General features: G+C 69.7%; 20 protein-coding genes. 4 read left to right on the top strand and 16 right to left on the bottom strand.

Features of this window, described 5'->3' with window-relative positions:
• Nucleotides 1–96: 96 nt before the first annotated feature.
• The 5 genes from ABT053_RS16215 to ABT053_RS16195 form a co-directional block, all read right to left on the bottom strand.
• Nucleotides 97–852, bottom strand: coding sequence for an HAD family hydrolase (locus ABT053_RS16215; protein ID WP_350969811.1), 756 nt, complete (start codon nt 850–852; stop codon nt 97–99).
• Between the two features lie 185 nt (nt 853–1037).
• Nucleotides 1038–2111, bottom strand: coding sequence for an endonuclease/exonuclease/phosphatase family protein (locus ABT053_RS16210; RefSeq protein ID WP_350969810.1), 1074 nt, complete (start codon nt 2109–2111; stop codon nt 1038–1040).
• 98 nt (nt 2112–2209) lie between these two features.
• Nucleotides 2210–2665: a hypothetical protein gene (locus tag ABT053_RS16205; RefSeq protein WP_350969809.1), complete on the bottom strand. Its 456-nt coding sequence runs from the start codon at nt 2663–2665 to the stop codon at nt 2210–2212.
• Nucleotides 2666–2778: 113 nt separating this feature from the next.
• Nucleotides 2779–3282, bottom strand: coding sequence for an NUDIX hydrolase (locus ABT053_RS16200; RefSeq protein WP_350969808.1), 504 nt, complete (start codon nt 3280–3282; stop codon nt 2779–2781).
• Between the two features lie 25 nt (nt 3283–3307).
• On the bottom strand, nt 3308–4204 hold the full coding sequence (locus tag ABT053_RS16195) for a LysR family transcriptional regulator (RefSeq protein WP_350969807.1): 897 nt from the start codon (nt 4202–4204) through the stop codon (nt 3308–3310).
• A gap of 100 nt (nt 4205–4304) precedes the next feature.
• Between ABT053_RS16195 and ABT053_RS16190 the strand changes: the two genes are divergently transcribed.
• From ABT053_RS16190 to ABT053_RS16180, 3 genes are all read left to right on the top strand, one after another.
• Complete coding sequence (locus ABT053_RS16190; protein ID WP_350969806.1) at nt 4305–4862, top strand: hypothetical protein; 558 nt, start codon at nt 4305–4307, stop codon at nt 4860–4862.
• A 15-nt stretch (nt 4863–4877) separates the two neighbouring features.
• Nucleotides 4878–5228, top strand: coding sequence for a DoxX family protein (locus ABT053_RS16185; protein WP_350969805.1), 351 nt, complete (start codon nt 4878–4880; stop codon nt 5226–5228).
• A 276-nt stretch (nt 5229–5504) separates the two neighbouring features.
• Nucleotides 5505–6383 (top strand): TIGR03619 family F420-dependent LLM class oxidoreductase, encoded by an 879-nt coding sequence (locus tag ABT053_RS16180; protein ID WP_350969804.1) that lies wholly within the window; start codon nt 5505–5507, stop codon nt 6381–6383.
• A 148-nt stretch (nt 6384–6531) separates the two neighbouring features.
• Here ABT053_RS16180 and ABT053_RS16175 read toward each other — a convergent pair whose 3' ends face one another.
• Complete coding sequence (locus ABT053_RS16175) at nt 6532–6897, bottom strand: winged helix-turn-helix transcriptional regulator (protein WP_350969803.1); 366 nt, start codon at nt 6895–6897, stop codon at nt 6532–6534.
• Nucleotides 6898–6951: 54 nt separating this feature from the next.
• Here ABT053_RS16175 and ABT053_RS16170 point away from each other — a divergent pair, with 54 nt between their 5' ends.
• Entirely contained in the window at nt 6952–7338 is a 387-nt protein-coding gene (locus tag ABT053_RS16170) for a YybH family protein (RefSeq protein ID WP_350969802.1), read from the top strand.
• 137 nt (nt 7339–7475) lie between these two features.
• On the opposite strand, the gene ABT053_RS16165 is transcribed toward ABT053_RS16170, so the two are convergent.
• The 10 genes from ABT053_RS16165 to ABT053_RS16120 form a co-directional block, all read right to left on the bottom strand.
• Nucleotides 7476–7847, bottom strand: a complete 372-nt coding sequence (locus ABT053_RS16165; protein WP_350969801.1) for a hypothetical protein — start codon at nt 7845–7847, stop codon at nt 7476–7478.
• A 496-nt stretch (nt 7848–8343) separates the two neighbouring features.
• Complete coding sequence (locus tag ABT053_RS16160; RefSeq protein WP_350969800.1) at nt 8344–8538, bottom strand: hypothetical protein; 195 nt, start codon at nt 8536–8538, stop codon at nt 8344–8346.
• Nucleotides 8514–9404, bottom strand: coding sequence for a phosphotransferase family protein (locus ABT053_RS16155; RefSeq protein WP_350969799.1), 891 nt, complete (start codon nt 9402–9404; stop codon nt 8514–8516). The genes ABT053_RS16160 and ABT053_RS16155 overlap by 25 nt, the downstream gene beginning before the upstream one ends.
• A 149-nt stretch (nt 9405–9553) precedes the next feature.
• The gene (gene fxlM, locus ABT053_RS16150; protein ID WP_350969798.1) at nt 9554–10798 is read right to left on the bottom strand and encodes a methyltransferase, FxLD system; all 1245 of its coding nucleotides are present in this window, start codon (nt 10796–10798) and stop codon (nt 9554–9556) included.
• Nucleotides 10799–10891: 93 nt separating this feature from the next.
• Nucleotides 10892–12052, bottom strand: a complete 1161-nt coding sequence (gene tgmC / locus ABT053_RS16145) for an ATP-grasp peptide maturase system methyltransferase (RefSeq protein WP_350969797.1) — start codon at nt 12050–12052, stop codon at nt 10892–10894.
• Complete coding sequence (tgmB, locus tag ABT053_RS16140; protein WP_350970008.1) at nt 12049–12975, bottom strand: ATP-grasp ribosomal peptide maturase; 927 nt, start codon at nt 12973–12975, stop codon at nt 12049–12051. The genes tgmC and tgmB overlap by 4 nt, the downstream gene beginning before the upstream one ends.
• Before the next feature lie 20 nt (nt 12976–12995).
• A complete protein-coding gene (tgmA, locus tag ABT053_RS16135) occupies nt 12996–13268 on the bottom strand; it encodes a putative ATP-grasp-modified RiPP (protein ID WP_350969796.1) in 273 nt (90 codons plus the stop codon).
• 194 nt (nt 13269–13462) lie between these two features.
• Nucleotides 13463–14314, bottom strand: coding sequence for a helix-turn-helix domain-containing protein (locus ABT053_RS16130; RefSeq protein ID WP_350969795.1), 852 nt, complete (start codon nt 14312–14314; stop codon nt 13463–13465).
• Entirely contained in the window at nt 14304–14834 is a 531-nt protein-coding gene (locus ABT053_RS16125; protein ID WP_350969794.1) for a DUF6879 family protein, read from the bottom strand. The genes ABT053_RS16130 and ABT053_RS16125 overlap by 11 nt, the downstream gene beginning before the upstream one ends.
• 5 nt (nt 14835–14839) lie before the next feature.
• Nucleotides 14840–15037: a hypothetical protein gene (locus tag ABT053_RS16120; protein WP_350969792.1), complete on the bottom strand. Its 198-nt coding sequence runs from the start codon at nt 15035–15037 to the stop codon at nt 14840–14842.
• Between the last annotated feature and the right edge of the window lie 12 nt (nt 15038–15049).

Below are 15049 nucleotides of genomic sequence, written 5' to 3'. Positions count from 1 at the left end.
GGTGGAAACCCTGTGACGTACGCACGGCGGAAACCTCGTAGCCAACACCCGGCGGAGACTCTTGGGCGGCGGGCCGGTGGCTGATGCCAAGGGTCGTTACCGGCTGTCCCGGTCCAACGGTCGCCGCCCGGCCGGTCCGGTACTCCGATCTGGCACGCCGAGCACGGCCCGTACGACGGCGTCGGTGTCGGCGAGGTCCCCCAGCACCAGCTCGGGACCGGCCTCGCCCAGGACGCTCGCGTCGTTGAAGCCGGTGGCCACCGCGATCACCCTCGCTCCGCCCTCATGACCGGCGCGGACGTCGTTCGGCGTGTCACCTACCAGCACGGTGTTGCGCACGGTGAAGGGCTCCCCGTACTTGCCGGAGGCGCGCCGCTGCGCCAGGGCCACCAGCGCGGCGCGGTCCTCGTGGTCGGTGCCGTACGCGCCCACCTCGAAGTCCACGAAGCCGTCCAGCCCGAACACCGTGAGCTTCCCGATCGAGACCGGCTCGGTGTTGCCGGTGAGCACCGACTGCACCACGTCCTCGCGTTCCGCCAGCGCCGCGAGCGCCTCGCGTGCTCCCGACAGGGCTCGCCCGCGCTCCCGCATGACGGTCTCGCGCACGACGAACGCCTCGGCGAGGGCGACGTAGAAGGAGTCGAGAAGCCGGTCCGACACCTCGACCTCGTGCGCCTGGAAGATCTCGGAGACGATCGCCCGCTCGGTCCGCCCGGCCACCCGCACCGAGTGTTCCATCCGGCGGCCGGTGGTGGCGTGCAACGCGTGGTCGTAGGTGTCGGCGGTGACACCGCCGGCGTCGATCAGCGTGTGGTCGATGTCCCACAGCACGAGCGTTCTCGGGGAACTCACCGCCCGAGCATAACCAAGCCCGGATCGCCGGCTCCCGACGGCCCGTTCTCCCGTTCTTCCGTTCCCCTGTTCCCCTGTTCCCCTGGAAGGACGCTTCCCCTGGAAGGACGTGGCCCCGATCACCGGCGGAGGCCGGAACCCGGTACGAACGACATCGCCCGCGTAGACGCGGCCTCCCGCGGACGTCAGAGATCGACGCGGGCGATGAGCGGCAGGTGGTCGCTGCCGGTGGCGGGCAGGGTCCAGGCGGCGACGGGTACCGCCGTACGGGTCATGACGTGGTCGATCCGGGCGAGGGGAAAGGTGGAGGGCCAGCTGAGACCGAACCCCCTCCGCGTCGAGACCATCCGGGAGGTGAGCGGAGCCAGGCCACGGTCGTCGAGGGTGCCGTTGAGGTCGCCCAGCAGGACGACCCTGTCCAGGGGTTCCGAGGCGACGGCCGCCCCCAGCCTGACGGCGCTCTCGTCCCTGCGGCCGGACCCGAAACCGTCCGCCGGCCGGATGCGGATCGAGGGCAGGTGGGCGACGTACACGGCCACGTCACCGTGTGGCGTCCGCGCGGTGGCCCGCAGCCCGCGGTTCCAGTCGGGCCCGACGTCCGCGGGCCTGATGTCCACCGGCCGCGAGTCCGCCAGGGGATACCTGGACCAGAGGCCGACGGTGCCCACGACCGCGCGGTGGGGGTGGCCGGACGCGAGGGCCTTCTCGTAGACGGGCAGGACGTCAGGCGTCAGCTCCTCCAGTGCGACGAGGTCGGCCCCGGCCCGTACCAGGGCCAGCGCGGTCCCCCCGTGGTCGGGATTCTCCTCGCCGACGTTGTGCTGGAGCACGGTCAGGTCGCCCGGCGCCTCCCGGTCGGCGGGCAGCGCCCGTCCGCCGAAGACAGCGATCCAGACGGCCACCGGCAACACCAGGGACACCGCCGCGAGCGCCGAACGGCGCAGCAGCGCCAGCCCCAGCAGTACGGGAACGGCCAGGCCCGCCCAGGGAAGGAAGGTCTCCAGCAGGCTGCCGAGATTGCCCACGGCGTTGGGCACGACCGCGGGAAAGGCCAGCAGCCCCGCCACCAGCACGCCGACCGACGCGAGAACCCACCCGCGCGTCGGGGACCTCCCGGACGTCCGGCGCGACGCGAGAACCCACCCAGGCGTCCAGGACTTCCCAGACGTCCGGCGCGACGCGTCCCGGCCCCACCTCCGGTGGCCGGTACGACCAGAGCCCCTCTCCTCGTCGCCGACCTCCCGATCTTCGATGCTCATACGCCGACCGTACGGTCACCGCGGCCCGGCCGGGCTCCCTCCGGCGAACAGAACCCGAGCCCACGACCTCCGGCCCCGGAACGCCCTGCGGGAGGAGATCAAGTCGTCAGGCGGTCGGCGAGCCGCTCCAGGCCCTGCCTGATCATCCGCCCGTACCCGTCGTCACCGAGTGCGCCAACGGCGGCACGCCCGCGTTCGAGGTGGTCACGCGCCCGGTCGAGGTCGCCGAGCCTGCGGTAGGCGTCGCCCAGGTTGAGGTGCAGGGAAGGGTAGAAACCGCTCGCGGGACCGGCGACCCCCGCCTGCCGGGCCCGCTCGTCGGTCACCAGGTCGGCCGCCTCCAGGGCGCGAAGGTCCCAGAGCAGCTCCTCCTTCACCTCGTCCTGGACGTCGGCCATCGAGTGGGCGAGAGCGCAGCGGTGCAGGGGATCTCCCGTCGCGCCGATCTCCTCCCACAACGCGGAGAACAACTCCCGGGCGGCCTCTCGCTCGCCGCGCCGCCCCAGCTCGACACCTCGGCCGATCCTGGCCATCGTCACATCGGGCTCGGTCATCCGGTCTCCTCAACGGTCCCCAGCGAAAGATCGACAACGCTCGGCGACTGTAACGGCCACCACCGACACAAACCTGGACCAGCCGTACAGGCATCGATGTCGGCGCGCGGGTCTCAGCCGTCTCCGACCAGGCCGTCTGACGATCCCTGAGCTCTCGCCGGTGTGTGGACAGCCGGTGTGTCGACGTCGAAGAGGCGTCCCAGCAGGGCCCCCTGGCCGGACTGGAGGACGTGGCCGGTCTCCAGCGGGATCCAGAAGCATTCGAAACGGGTGGGTTCCCCCTCCCCGTCATGGTCCTCCCGGCTGCTCCACCGCTCCGGGGCGCCCCCGGTCAGCTCCAGGTGGAAGAAGTGGCGACGCTGGACCTCGAACCGGTACGGGGTGATGTCGTACTCGGTCGTGCCGAGTTTCCGCACGATCCCGAACCCGGTCAGGCCCGTCTCCTCCCGCGCCTCGCGCAGTGCCGCCGCCTCGGGGGTCTCACCGGGTTTGACGGTCCCGGCGGGAACCTGGATCCCGACCTCCTCGTAGCTCTCGTCGACGTGCCGGAACACCAGCAGCCGCCCCTCGCGTACGACATAACACAGCACCTTCTCGGTGCTCGCCTTCCCGGACAACGTCACCCCTCTCGCCGAGTACGGTTCACCCCGGCACCCCGCTCTCGACGCAGCAGCGGACGAAGTCCTGGACGACGGGGTCGGTGTCGGCGACGGGTGCCCAGGCGACGCCGACGCGGGTGGGGCTGACGCCGCTCACCGGCCGGTAGGTGACGCCGGGGCGCGCGTAGAACCGGGCGGCGGACTCGGGGGCGAGGGCGACGCCGTAGCCGTTGGCGATCGCGCTCAGCCAGTCGTCGGGCCGGTCGGTGACGGCGCCGACGCGTACCGGGTGGCCGTCACGCTCGTCGGCGGCCAGCCAGTAGTCCCGCCACCGGCCCGTCCGGGGCGGAGCCGCCACGAACGGCTCGTCCCACAGCTCCCGGAAGGGGATCAGGTCGCGCGCGGCGAACGGGTGTGCCGTGGGGAGCGCGACCCAGCGGGGCTCGGTGAACAGCACCTCCACCCGCAGGGCGTCCTGCCCGGGGAAGGGCACGCGCAGCAGGGCGACGTCGACGTCCCCGTCGGCGAGCCCGGCGGTCGGGTCCGACCACGCGGCCTGCCGCATCTCGGCCCTCCAGTCCGGCCGGCGGACGGCGAACGCCGTGACGATGCGCTGGGTGGCCTCGTTGGCGGCGCTGGCCATGAAACCGATCCGCAGCACGCGGGCCGCCCGGCCCGCCACGTGCCGGGTCTCCCGCAGCGTCCGGTCCCAGCCGTCCAGCAGGGCGGGCACCCGCTCCGCCAGGGCCCGGCCCGGTTCGGTGAGGGCCATGCCGGCCCGGGATCGCGTGAACAGCCGCACGCCGAGCAGGCTTTCGAGCTGCTTGACCTGTTTGGTCAGCGCCGGCTGTGACACGAACAGCCGTTCCGCGGCGTGGGTGAGGCTCCCTTCCTCCGCCACGGCGACGAAGTAGCGCAACAGCCGCGTGTCGACATCCATGCCGCCAGGTTATAGACGCAGGTATTGGACGCCAAGTCAGCACCCGGCAAGGCTTGACGCGGCAGCTCGCCAACATCCGCACGACCCGAGGAGAGACACCGTGCCCGTCATGATGATCCGTTACCAGGTGGCCTACGAGGGTGTCGCGGAGGTCGTCGAGGCGATCGAGACGGCCTTCGCGGAGGTGGAGAAGGAACGACCGGAGGGCGTCCGGTACGCGTACCTGCGCCGCGCCGGAACCACCGAGTTCGTCGCCCTGCTGGAGCTCGACGAGGGCGCCGAGAACCCGCTGCCCGGCATCGCGGCGGCGCGGCGGCTGCAGGCGACCGTGGCCAGGTGGGCCGTGGGCCCCGCCCCGGCACCCCAGCCCCTCGACGTCCTCGGCGCCTACCGCTTTTTCGGCCTCTCTGGCGTCTCCGGCTCTCCCGGCTCCCCTGGTTCCCCTGATTCCCCTGGTTTGTCCGGCTTCCCCAGCCTCGCGGGTACCTCCGACTCTTCCGGCTCGCCCGGCGCTCCCGGTTTGTCCGGCTCCCCCGGCCTCGCGGGCACCTCCGGCACCCCCAGCTCCCCCAGCACCCCCAGCTCCTCCGGCTCCTCCGGCTCCTCCAGTTCCTCCAGTTCCTCCGGCTCCTCCGGCTCCTCCGGCTTTTCCGGCTGAAGGCGGGCCGTACGAATGTTCGTCGCCTACGTCGTCGTCACCCTCGTCACGATCGCGGTCAATGTCTGGGCCGCCGTCGCCGACTTCTCACGGGCCGGATTCGTCCTGGCCAATTCGGCCGAGCTGGGCATCTCGCGCTCCTGGCTCCCGCCGCTCGCCACCCTGAAGGCCGCCGGAGCGGCCGGGCTCCTCTTGGGCCTGCTCGGTGTCCGCTTCATCGGCGTCGCCGCCGCCGCCGGGCTCGCCCTGTTCTTCGCCGGCGCCGTCGCCGCCCACGTCCGCGCCCGCGTGTTCCACAACATGGCTTTCCCCGGGGGCTTCCTGCTACTGGCCGTCGCGTCCCTCGCCCTCGCCCTCGCGCGGTGACCGCCAGGCCCGCCGCACGGCAGTCGGCACTCTCGGAGCAGGTTCCCTATGAGGCCACGTCGCGGGAGTTGTGACCCCGCAGGTCGGCACCGCGGGTGATCGGCCGCTTCCCGTGACTGTGACCGGGGGGCGAGTTGCCTTGACGCCAGTGACAACGTTCTAACGTGGCCGCGACAGACGGATGGCGACGTCGTCGACGCCTGGCGCGGACCACCCGGCCACGCCGGTCGGCGACCACCCCTCCGTCGCACCGGCCGGCCAACCCGAGGAACGACGATGAAGTTCGCGGTCAGCTACAGCACGCCCTACCACGGCATCGACCCCGACAAGATCATGGCCTACGCCCGGCACGCCGAGGACTGCGGCTTCGAGGCGCTGTATGTGCCCGAGCACATCGCGCTGTATCCCGGTGCGGCGGTCGGGCGCTTCGAGCTCCCGCCGTCGCTGCCGTACCTCGATCCGCTCGACTGCCTGAGCTTCGTCGCCGCGGCCACGCGGCGGATCCTGCTCGGGACGGGTGTGCTGCTCCTGCCGTACCACCATCCGGTGGTCCTCGCCAAGCGTCTGGCGACCGTCGACGTGCTGTCCAGAGGGCGGATGCGGCTGCTGACCGTGGGGCTCGGCGCCCTGCCCGGTGAGGCGAGGGCGGTGGGGGTCGACTTCGCCACCCGTGGACGTCGCGCCGACGAGGCGATCGACGTGATGCGGCTGCTCTGGGCCGGCGGCGAGGACGGTGTCGGCTTCGACGGGGAGTTCTTCGCCTTCGACGAGCTGTGCCAGTTCCCGAAGCCCTACGGGGTCACCCACCTGCCGATCCACGTCGGCGGATCGAGCCGGGCGGCCGCGCGCCGCGCCGGACGACGCGGCGACGGCTACTTCCCGGGTGGCGCGCTCACCCCGGACGAGCGCGCCCTCCAGATGGACCTCGCCCGAGCCGCCGCCGTCGAGGCCGGCCGCGACCCGGAAACGCTGGAGTACACGCGATCGGGGTCGATCGACATGACCACCGACCAGGTCGAGGCGCTCGCCGAGCAGGGCGTGACCCGCGTCGTCGTGGGTGCCACCGCCACCGAACCGGAACGGCAACGCGAGGAGCTGTCCGCGTTCGCCCAGCGGTTCGCCCTCGACACCAGTGAGACGGGGACGCGCACCTGACGCCTGCCGCACTGTTTCGCAGGACGACCGACCACCACGGCAGTCTCCAGCGAAAGATCGACAGTGCTCGGCGACCGTGGCGGCCACCGCCGACACAAAACCGAGGCATGCCGGAGACGTCCGGCCGGAACCTGGCGATTCACGTACCTCACGGTTGTCGCCCCGCACCCCAGTCCCACAGTGCCTGGAGGACGGGGCCGAGATCGCGCCCGCGGGAGGTGAGGCCGTAGCTCACCCGGGGCGGCCAGCCGGGCCGGCGGTGGCGGTCGAGCACGCCGGCCCCGGTCAGATGCGCCAGCCGGTCGGACAGCACCTTGTCCGACAGCGCGGGCAGCGCCCGGCGGAGCTCGCTGAACGTCCGGTCGCCCCGCAGCAGCTCACGGATGAGCAGGGTCGTCCAACGCCCGTGCAGGGCCGCCAGGGTGATCTCCACCGGGCACGACGGGATCGGTTCGGTGACGTTCGCGTGAGGGTCGTCGGGCAGGCCTGGAGAACCAACCGTTTGGTGAGTCACGAAGGCGCCTCCTAGCGTTGTCGCGTCCGGCCACCGCAACGAAACAGGTCAATCATGCGACAGCTTGCCCAACGCGCAGAGGACGTACCCGCGGTCTTCGCCGAGCGCTTCAACCTCGGGGACGCGGCGGCGGTGGCGGAGGTCTACGAGAGCGGGGCGGTGTTCGTCCCGGAGTCGGGCTCTCCGCTGAGCGGAGAGCAGATCAACGCCGCCAACGGCCGGTTCCTGGCCCTGGGACTGCCGATCACCGTCCGGCCACGGCACGTCCACACCGCGGGCGACCTCGCCCTGCTGATCGTTGACTGGGTCATCGACGGCACGGACCGCGACGGCCGGCCGGTACGCGTCGCGGGCACCGCCACCGACGTCGCCAGGCGCGGTCCGGATGGCTACTGGAGGTACGCCATCGACAGCCCCTTCGGCGTACGGGAGAAGGTTTGAAGGTCTCCTCGGACGTCGGGGCGACCGCGGGATCCGACGCACCCGGGGTGTCGTGACGTCCAGGCTCCCGTCACCCATGAAGGCAAGGCCGGCCGGGACACCCGCGTGATCAGGGGAGTCGGCGGAGAGTCCGTGTCTCAGATCAGGAGTTCCTGTTTCAGGCTGAACACCCTCACACATGAAACGTCCAAGCCCCTGTACGGCTTGATGATCGCAGTGAGGGTCGCCTCGGTGAGGTAGTTCGTCGGGTTGTTGGCGGCCAGCGAGTAGACCTGCAGCCCCTCGGTCGAGGAACCGCCCGAAGCGATCATCACGTGGACCCCCTCGTCGAACATGCCGTACAGGACGATGATGTCGCCCGGGACGACACGCAGGGTTTCGAGTTCGTCCACCGAAACGGGACCCTGCGACGTCACATCGCCCAGGAAGCTCGTCCATACGTCCACCCTGCCGTCGCCCTCCCTTGAGGGTTTTTTCTTCACCCCCTCAAGGAACGTCTCCTCGCTCATGTGTCCTGCCCTGACCAGGGCGTAGGGAAGAAGTTCGTAACACATCAGCTGGACGGGAGCCCGGCTGTGGTCGGGAACCGCTCCCGTGCCGCGCCAGGAGCTTCCGCTGCCCCATTCGATGGAACCGACTCCCATCAGGTCTCTGACGGCTTGGGCACACGTGGCGCCGATTGACCGGCGAGTGTCCGATGACGACGAACCGCTACTCGAAGACGACGACGAACTACTCGACGAGCCGCTGCTGCGGGACGAGCTTGAGCCGCTGCTCGAAGACGACGAACTGCTCGAAGAACTACTGTTCGAAGGCGAGCTTGAGCCGCTGCTCGGAGACGAGCTCGAAGTGCTTTCGAGTGGTTGGTCTGTCACTGTGCGTCCTCCTTCTGTCCTGCGCGACAGTCTGACGTCGGCGCGGGTGCCTGAACAGCCCGCGCCGGTGCCAATAGGGTGTCGGCCGTCAGCGCATCGGGTTCCCGGCGTTCGCGACGACCTCGAAGGACTACGGGGTGCCGGTTCCAGAGGCGCCCGTTCCGCTACCGCGGTCGTCGAGGACGAGGGCGGCCCGCCCGTCGACGCTGTAGCGGATGTGCGTGACCTCGGAGGCGTGGATCACCCTTTCCTCCTCGTCGACGATGTGCGCCAGTTCGACACAGCGACGTGGCCACCTGGTCAGGTAGAGCGGTGGCGTACCCATGCTCGCCCTGCCTTGGCGGCTCGCGCCCGGAAGTCGCGCCCTTCCGCAGGACCGAACCGGGCCTTGTGGAGACGGAACAGCGTCCACAGCGCGGCCAGGGCGGTGACGTCGTCCGCGGGTGCGGACCGCCAGGCGAGCACCCGGGCGAGAAGCGTCTCGGTCTGCTCCGGAGTATGGCCCGCCTCGATAAAACGGGGGCCGAGCATGACGGCGTCTATCCAGGCGGCACCGCGCACCGCGAACGCCCAGTCGATGACGTGTGCCCTGCCGTCATCGATCCGGAAGTTGCCGGAGTGCAGGTCGTAGTGGAGAAGGGTGTCGCCGTCCAAGGCGTCGAGGCTGAACCTGCCGAGCGCCGCCTCGTACATGGCCCGGTACGGCAGTTCCTCGGCGGGAAGAGCGAGCAGTCGCGCGGCCTTGGCCTGAAGCATCGCGACATTCGCGGCGACGCCCGGAACGGCGTCCTGGCCGGGGCACGGAGTGAGCGACTCGTTCAGGGCGACCAGGGTGTCCAGCACGAGCGGAACGTCCGGCGAACCGGGCGACAGGTCGGCGTCGCGGCCGTCGACGTACTCGTGCAGCAGCACGATCCACCCCTCCACCTCCCCACTCCACAACAGGCGAGGTGCGGGCAGGCTAGGAGGCAGAACGGTGCCAGCCTTTCGCTCCCGCGCGTACAGCGACGCAGCCGGGCTGGCGGTGGAAACAGCCTTGAGGAAGACGGTCCCGCCGTCCTCGGTGTGCAGCCGGACGGCGAGGCCGGGCATGAGCCCCTTGGTCACCGGGTCGGCCTTGAGGACCTGACCGATCCGCTGCTCGACGGTGTGACGCACGTTGCCGGGGAGGTCGTCCCACTGCGGTTTCACGGTCAGCCCTCCCTCGGGTCATCGGCGCAGCTCGCGTAACACCGGCTGCATTGACTGGCAGGTATCCACAGCTTGGGGACAACCGGCAGGCCGGGCGTGCCCGCGCGACGAGGGGAAACCGGCGCGCTACCGGACCGGCGGAATCCATGTCATTCCCAGATGACGGTGATGGGGTGATGCGAGCGGTTCAGAACGAACCGGCCTGCGTCGGGATCGTTGGTCACGGGCACGTCGGGGAGCTCGAACCGTACGCCGCGCTCCCGATAATCCGCGTTCCAGATGCGGACCTGGTCGGCCGTCTCCCGCATCAGCGTGGCCCCAGCGGGTCCGTGGCCGACGACGCCGACCTCGTACAGCTTCCCACCGTCGGTGGCCGGTAGGCCGGGGCGGATCGTGAGGTAGGCCAGGTCACCGTCGCGGACGGTGGCCATCGACCCCCAGCCGAACATCGGGCTGACCCGGCCGCGGTCCTTGGCCTCCGACTGGACGTTCATCCTCATCAGGGCGTTGCCGAGCGTGCAGGCCAGCCACAGATCCAGCCACTCGAAGCACTCCATCGGAGCGAACAGGACCCCGGTCCAGGTCTCGTGGCGCTCGGTGCCCAACACACCGGCGAGAGCGTCGCCGTCGACCATCTGGTCTTGGTGGACCTCCAACGTCACCTCTTCCGCAGGGGTGAGCCTGACGGTGCGTCGTGTGTCGTCGCCGACACCGCCGCGCAGCGGCATGAAGATCGCCAGCTCGCTGCCCACGCTGCGCCAGCAGTCGTCGCCGCGCTCGAAGGCGATGCTGCGGGCGGCGGCGCCGCGCAGGCGCAGCGGCACGACCAGGCGCCCGCCGGGGTTGAGTTGTTCCAGCCACGCGGTGGGCATCTCGAATGCGCCGACAGTCGCGATCATCCGGTCGTAGGGAGCTCCCTCGGGGTGGCCGAGCGCGCCGTCACCGAGGATGACCTCCACGTTGCTCACGCCTGCGGCGGCCAGGTGCTCCCGGGCACCGTCCACCAGGTCTTCGTCGACGTCCATCGTGACGACGTGCCCGTTCTCACCGACAAGGGTCGCCATGTAAGCGGCGTTGACGCCCGTACCGGCGCCGGCCTCCAGGATCCGCTGGCCGGGCCGCGGGGCGAGTTGCCGAAGCATCATGGCGACGACCCGCGGCTGTGAGGCGGCGCTGATCGAGGTGCCGGTACCGTCCTCCTTGGTGTGGACGACGTTGTCGTCGTACACCTGCTCCAGCGGCACGCCGGGGAGGAAGGGCTCGCGGGGTATACGCCGGAAAGCGTCCTCGACAGCGGCGTCCTGAATGACGCCCTGGGAGCACAGACGATCGGCCAGGGTCGCGCGGAGCCGCTCAGCGGACATGCCCTCACCGACAGTAGTCGCAATGGTCATTCGGCCGACCTTAGTGCTGGTGGGACGGGTGGCGAGCGTCATTCCACGCTGTCATCGACGGCCGAACAACCCATGAGCCCGCAGCCGGGAAACTCAGGCGGGCAGGTCCCAACTCGGCCCGCCGGGATCGCCCAGCCAGACACGCTGACGCTCCCCGCTCACGGTGAGCCCGTACGCCGACTGGTGCGGAGACCCCGCGTCCTGCCATACCAGAACTGCCTCCTCGACCGCGTCCCACAACCGCAACGGACCGTGCTGGCGAACCGTCCACCCACCGGCCGGATCGGGCCGTGTGGTGGCCTGCGAACCGGTGGCCACGTCCAGCAGGGCGACATCCTCTCCGCCACCCAGTTTCACCGCCGACGGCGCGGCCAGCTGCCCGACGAACAGCCCGGCCGGATCGTCCAGGACACGCGGATCCACCCGGCTGCTCCTGCCGTCCCCGATCCCGAGACGGGGAGAGGACATCGGGGGCGGGCCGTGAGGGCGGGCTGTCATGAAATAGACGTCGTCCTCCAGGAACCGCCCACTGGCGGTGCCGTCGTCGGCAAGGGTGAGGTGCGCGAACGCGACCCCACCCATCCACCCGGAAAGAGGGGCGGTGATCGTACCTCCGTCGCGGACCTGCCACATCCAGGGAATCGGGATATGGCGGACCGAGCAGGTCGCGATCAGCCGGTCATACTCGGCGTTCTCTTCGTAACCCACCAGGCCGTCGCCGACCACGAGCGTGGGCGCGTATCCGGCGACGGCGAGCGCGTCGCGGGCCCGCCCGGCCACGACCTGGTCGTACTCGATCGAGGTCACCGCCCTGTCCCCAAGCCGATGACACATCAGCGCCGTGGAATAGCCGGTTCCGGTGCCTATCTCCAGCACCTTCTCACCGCCGGAAATCCTCGCGGCCTCCAGCATCCTCACGACCAGGCCGGGCAACGTCGACGACGACGTGGGCGCCCCACGGGCGAGACCGTGTGCCTCCTCGACCATCACACCGTCGACCTGCGTCACCCACGTCTCGTCGCGGTAGACCAGCTTCAGCCATTCGTCCCCGGTCATCTCCTCGCGCCGCGCCACCTCCCACCGGTCGCCGTACTCGGTGGCCCTGGCGATCGCCGAGCCGAGAAACGGCTCGCGCGCCACGGACTCGACCGCCTCCCGCCACGCCGGGTCGCGCAGGTGCCCGGTTCGAGTGAGCCGGTCGGCGAGATCACGGCGAAGCCGCACGGCCAGGCCGGGCGTGCCATGAGCGGTCATGGTCGTTCCCCCATGAGCAGACCGGCGATGGCGGCGGCGATCGGCAGGCCGGTGGCGTCTTCCAGCCACCCCCACTGCCCGTTGGGGTTGCACTCAAGAAACACCGGAGCACCGTCGGCGGTGAGCGCGAAGTCGAACGCGCCGAAGCACAGACCGAGGTGCTCGACGTACGCGAGGCAGCCTTCGACAAGACCGGGCGGAGGCTCGACCACCGTGTACGAGAGCCGGTCGTAGTCCTGTCGCCAGTCGAGTAGGCCAGAGTCGATCCGGACGCAGAACACACGCCTGCCGACCACGGTCACCCTCAGGTCGGCCACCTTGTCGACACGTGTCTGGAACAGGTGCGCGGCGCGGCCGACGGAGTCGTCCAGGTCACCCGGTTCGACCGGGGCCGTCCATATGGCGGCGGGCTCGCCACCGAGACCGGTGTACGGGGTCGCCCGCAGCGGCTTGTAGACGATCGGACCGTGTTCGACCGCGAATGCGCGAGCGTCGTCCACCCGATTGGTGATCAGAGTGTCGGGCACGTCGAATCCAACCCGCCGCGCGGTGGCGAGTTGGAGGGGCTTGTGCTCGGCCGCGGTGATCGCCCACGGGTGGCTGACGTACTGACACGGCAGGGAGGCGAGAACCCCACCGACCCCGAAGCGAGCCTGCGTAGCGGTGAACCGCTCGACCTGAGATGGACTTTCCGGCAGGTACGGTGTGGGCCGCCGGTGGTAGACGGACCGTACCCGCTCCAGGACGATCTCCCGGGAGTGGGTGGTCAGGACTCCGCGCGGCGGGAACTCCCCGAACCACGCCGACAGGCCGGCGTGGGAGGGGAAGTCCACTCCGGGATCGAACCGGGCGACACGAGCGTCACGCTCGTTCAGACGATCGATAACCATGTCCGCCGTCGGATCGTCCAGACAGGTGAGCACCAGGATCACGTGGACAGCCCTCAGTCAGCGTCGTAGTCGGTGACCGTGGTCTGGTCTGAAGGCTGAGGAGCCGAACCGTCGCCCCCTCCTCCCGTCCTCTGCGACTTGCTGGTCTGCTTGTTGGTGCCGTGCTTGCCCGCTTCGATGATCCGGCCGGTCGTCACATCGCGGTGGACAGCGGTCTGCGTGACCGGGTCGAGTTCGACTCTGTACGGGGCGGCGAGTACGGCTTCCGCCGATGCGAACGGGACCGATCGCGTGAGACCCCACGGTTGCCCGAGTGATTTGTTCATGGCTACACCCTTTCCTCAACGTGGTGCGGGAGGTGATGCCCTGGTCCGCGCGATGCCGGGATGGCCTGAAGATCAGCGCCAGGTCCCAAACCTGACCGTCCGTGAGGGCATGTTCCGACGGTAGGAACCCGCTCACAGCGGGTCAACGGGATTGCTCCAGATTGCTCGAAAAGCAACCCGAAGGCCGGTGACCGTCAGCCGCGTGGCTCGACTTCGGCGTGCAGGTCACCGAGCACCCGAAGGATGACCTCGCGAGCCTCGCGGCCGTAGCGAGCGATACCCGCCAGGGAATCGAAGATCTTCACGTAGATCTCGATCTCGCTGGGCTGGGTGAGGGTGAGCTCCGCGGCGAAGGTCTCGACGAGTACGGTGTGACCCTCCAGGATGTGGAATCCGTGCAGGGGCGTGGCCGCGTACGACTCCCGCAGCGGGATGACTCCGAGTCGCAACCTGGGCAGCGACGTCGCGATGGACAGGCGGTCCAACTGCTCCATCAGGATCTCGCGAGGCGCTGTTCCGTACCGCAGCGCCGCCTCGGTCATCACGATGTGAACGTCCGCTTCGTACAGGACGTCCTGGCGCTTGATCCGCGCCTTGATCCCCTCTTCGATGTCGTCGCGCGCCCCCCAGATGTCCACCGAACGCCTGAAGCGCTCTCGCATGTATGGGGGAATCTGGAGCAGGCCGGGGATGACGGAACACTGGAACGACCGGATCCGCCCGGCCCCGGATTCGAGCCGGCCGATCTCCTGCTGACGCGCCTTCACCCCGTCGCGGATCCGGCGGCGCCACTCCACGTACTTCGACTCCAGGGAGCGAAGCTCCGCGACGAGGTCGGGCTCCCGCTCCCTGGCGTCCGAGATCTCCAGCCAGACCCGGATGTCGTGATCGGTGGGAGTCTGCCTGCCCAGCTCGATCTTGCTGACCTTGGATGCCTGCCACCCGGCCTGACCTGCGAGACTCCTGCCGCTCAGACCAGCGTCCAGCCGGACCTCTCGCAGTTTGAAACCCAGCGCTTCGCGTGCCTGGCGGATGTCACTCGGCACGTTTCACGAATTCCTCACGAGACACCGACAGCTTCCGGGCGAGGTCGAACCATCCGCGGTGCTCGGCCACGACGCCGGGATCGTCGATCAGCTCGGCACCCAGCATCGATCCGTCATCGGCGTCGAAGTGAAGGACGGCCGACAGAGAACGGTCGAAGCACCACACGTCGAGCTGAGGGACGCCTGCCCCGAGCGCGGTGTCGCGGTCCAGGTATCGGATGTCCTCCCCCGCCGCGTTGTTGGCCAGGGCTCCATGCAACCCGAAGCGGGCGTAGTCCGACAGCGGGAGAGAGACCACCCGGACCCTCTGGAAATATCGTCCTTCCGCAGCCGCCTGGCGGACCGAGTGAAGCCACGGCCTGCTGGCCCACTCCGGATCGGGGTTCCCCTCCAGGAACCGACGCAGCGGTTCCCGTTCGACCGGCGAGTTGTAGCGGTCGCGCGTCTCCAGACGCTGGGCGGTGGACCGGAACGAGGCGAACAACTCCTGGAAGCGGTCGCCTCTGACGAGTTCCGTCACCCTTGCTACTCCTTCGGAATGAATGTGAGCATCTCGCGGGGGATCTCGACGATAGCCTCTCCCAACCCGAGGTTGACAGCGTCACCGAGCGCCTGAGGATCGAGGACGAGCTTGCCTTGGATGGCCACCGTGCCGCTGGAGGTCTCGTAGGCAGCGGGACAGTCACCGTTCTCGGAGGACGTGCCAAGGAACCGCAGACGCATGTGCATGATCCT

Origin of the sequence: Streptosporangium sp. NPDC002524, assembly GCF_040295985.1 — a bacterium.
Classification (GTDB): domain Bacteria; phylum Actinomycetota; class Actinomycetes; order Streptosporangiales; family Streptosporangiaceae; genus Streptosporangium.
This window is presented reverse-complemented; position numbering and strand designations above follow the sequence as displayed.

Excerpts from the sequence above, each read along its gene's own strand:
- ABT053_RS16210 (WP_350969810.1), bottom strand. The coding sequence starts at position 2,111 with ATGAGCATCGAAGATCGGGAGGTCGGCGACGAGGAGAGGGGCTCTGGT.
- ABT053_RS16205 (WP_350969809.1), bottom strand. The coding sequence starts at position 2,665 with ATGACCGAGCCCGATGTGACGATGGCCAGGATCGGCCGAGGTGTCGAG.
- ABT053_RS16195 (WP_350969807.1), bottom strand. The coding sequence starts at position 4,204 with ATGGATGTCGACACGCGGCTGTTGCGCTACTTCGTCGCCGTGGCGGAG.
- ABT053_RS16185 (WP_350969805.1), top strand. The coding sequence starts at position 4,878 with ATGTTCGTCGCCTACGTCGTCGTCACCCTCGTCACGATCGCGGTCAAT.
- ABT053_RS16180 (WP_350969804.1), top strand. The coding sequence starts at position 5,505 with ATGAAGTTCGCGGTCAGCTACAGCACGCCCTACCACGGCATCGACCCC.
- ABT053_RS16170 (WP_350969802.1), top strand. The coding sequence starts at position 6,952 with ATGCGACAGCTTGCCCAACGCGCAGAGGACGTACCCGCGGTCTTCGCC.
- ABT053_RS16165 (WP_350969801.1), bottom strand. The coding sequence starts at position 7,847 with ATGAGCGAGGAGACGTTCCTTGAGGGGGTGAAGAAAAAACCCTCAAGG.
- ABT053_RS16160 (WP_350969800.1), bottom strand. The coding sequence starts at position 8,538 with ATGGGTACGCCACCGCTCTACCTGACCAGGTGGCCACGTCGCTGTGTC.
- fxlM (WP_350969798.1), bottom strand. The coding sequence starts at position 10,798 with ATGACCATTGCGACTACTGTCGGTGAGGGCATGTCCGCTGAGCGGCTC.
- tgmC (WP_350969797.1), bottom strand. The coding sequence starts at position 12,052 with ATGACCGCTCATGGCACGCCCGGCCTGGCCGTGCGGCTTCGCCGTGAT.
- tgmA (WP_350969796.1), bottom strand. The coding sequence starts at position 13,268 with ATGAACAAATCACTCGGGCAACCGTGGGGTCTCACGCGATCGGTCCCG.
- ABT053_RS16120 (WP_350969792.1), bottom strand. The coding sequence starts at position 15,037 with ATGCGTCTGCGGTTCCTTGGCACGTCCTCCGAGAACGGTGACTGTCCC.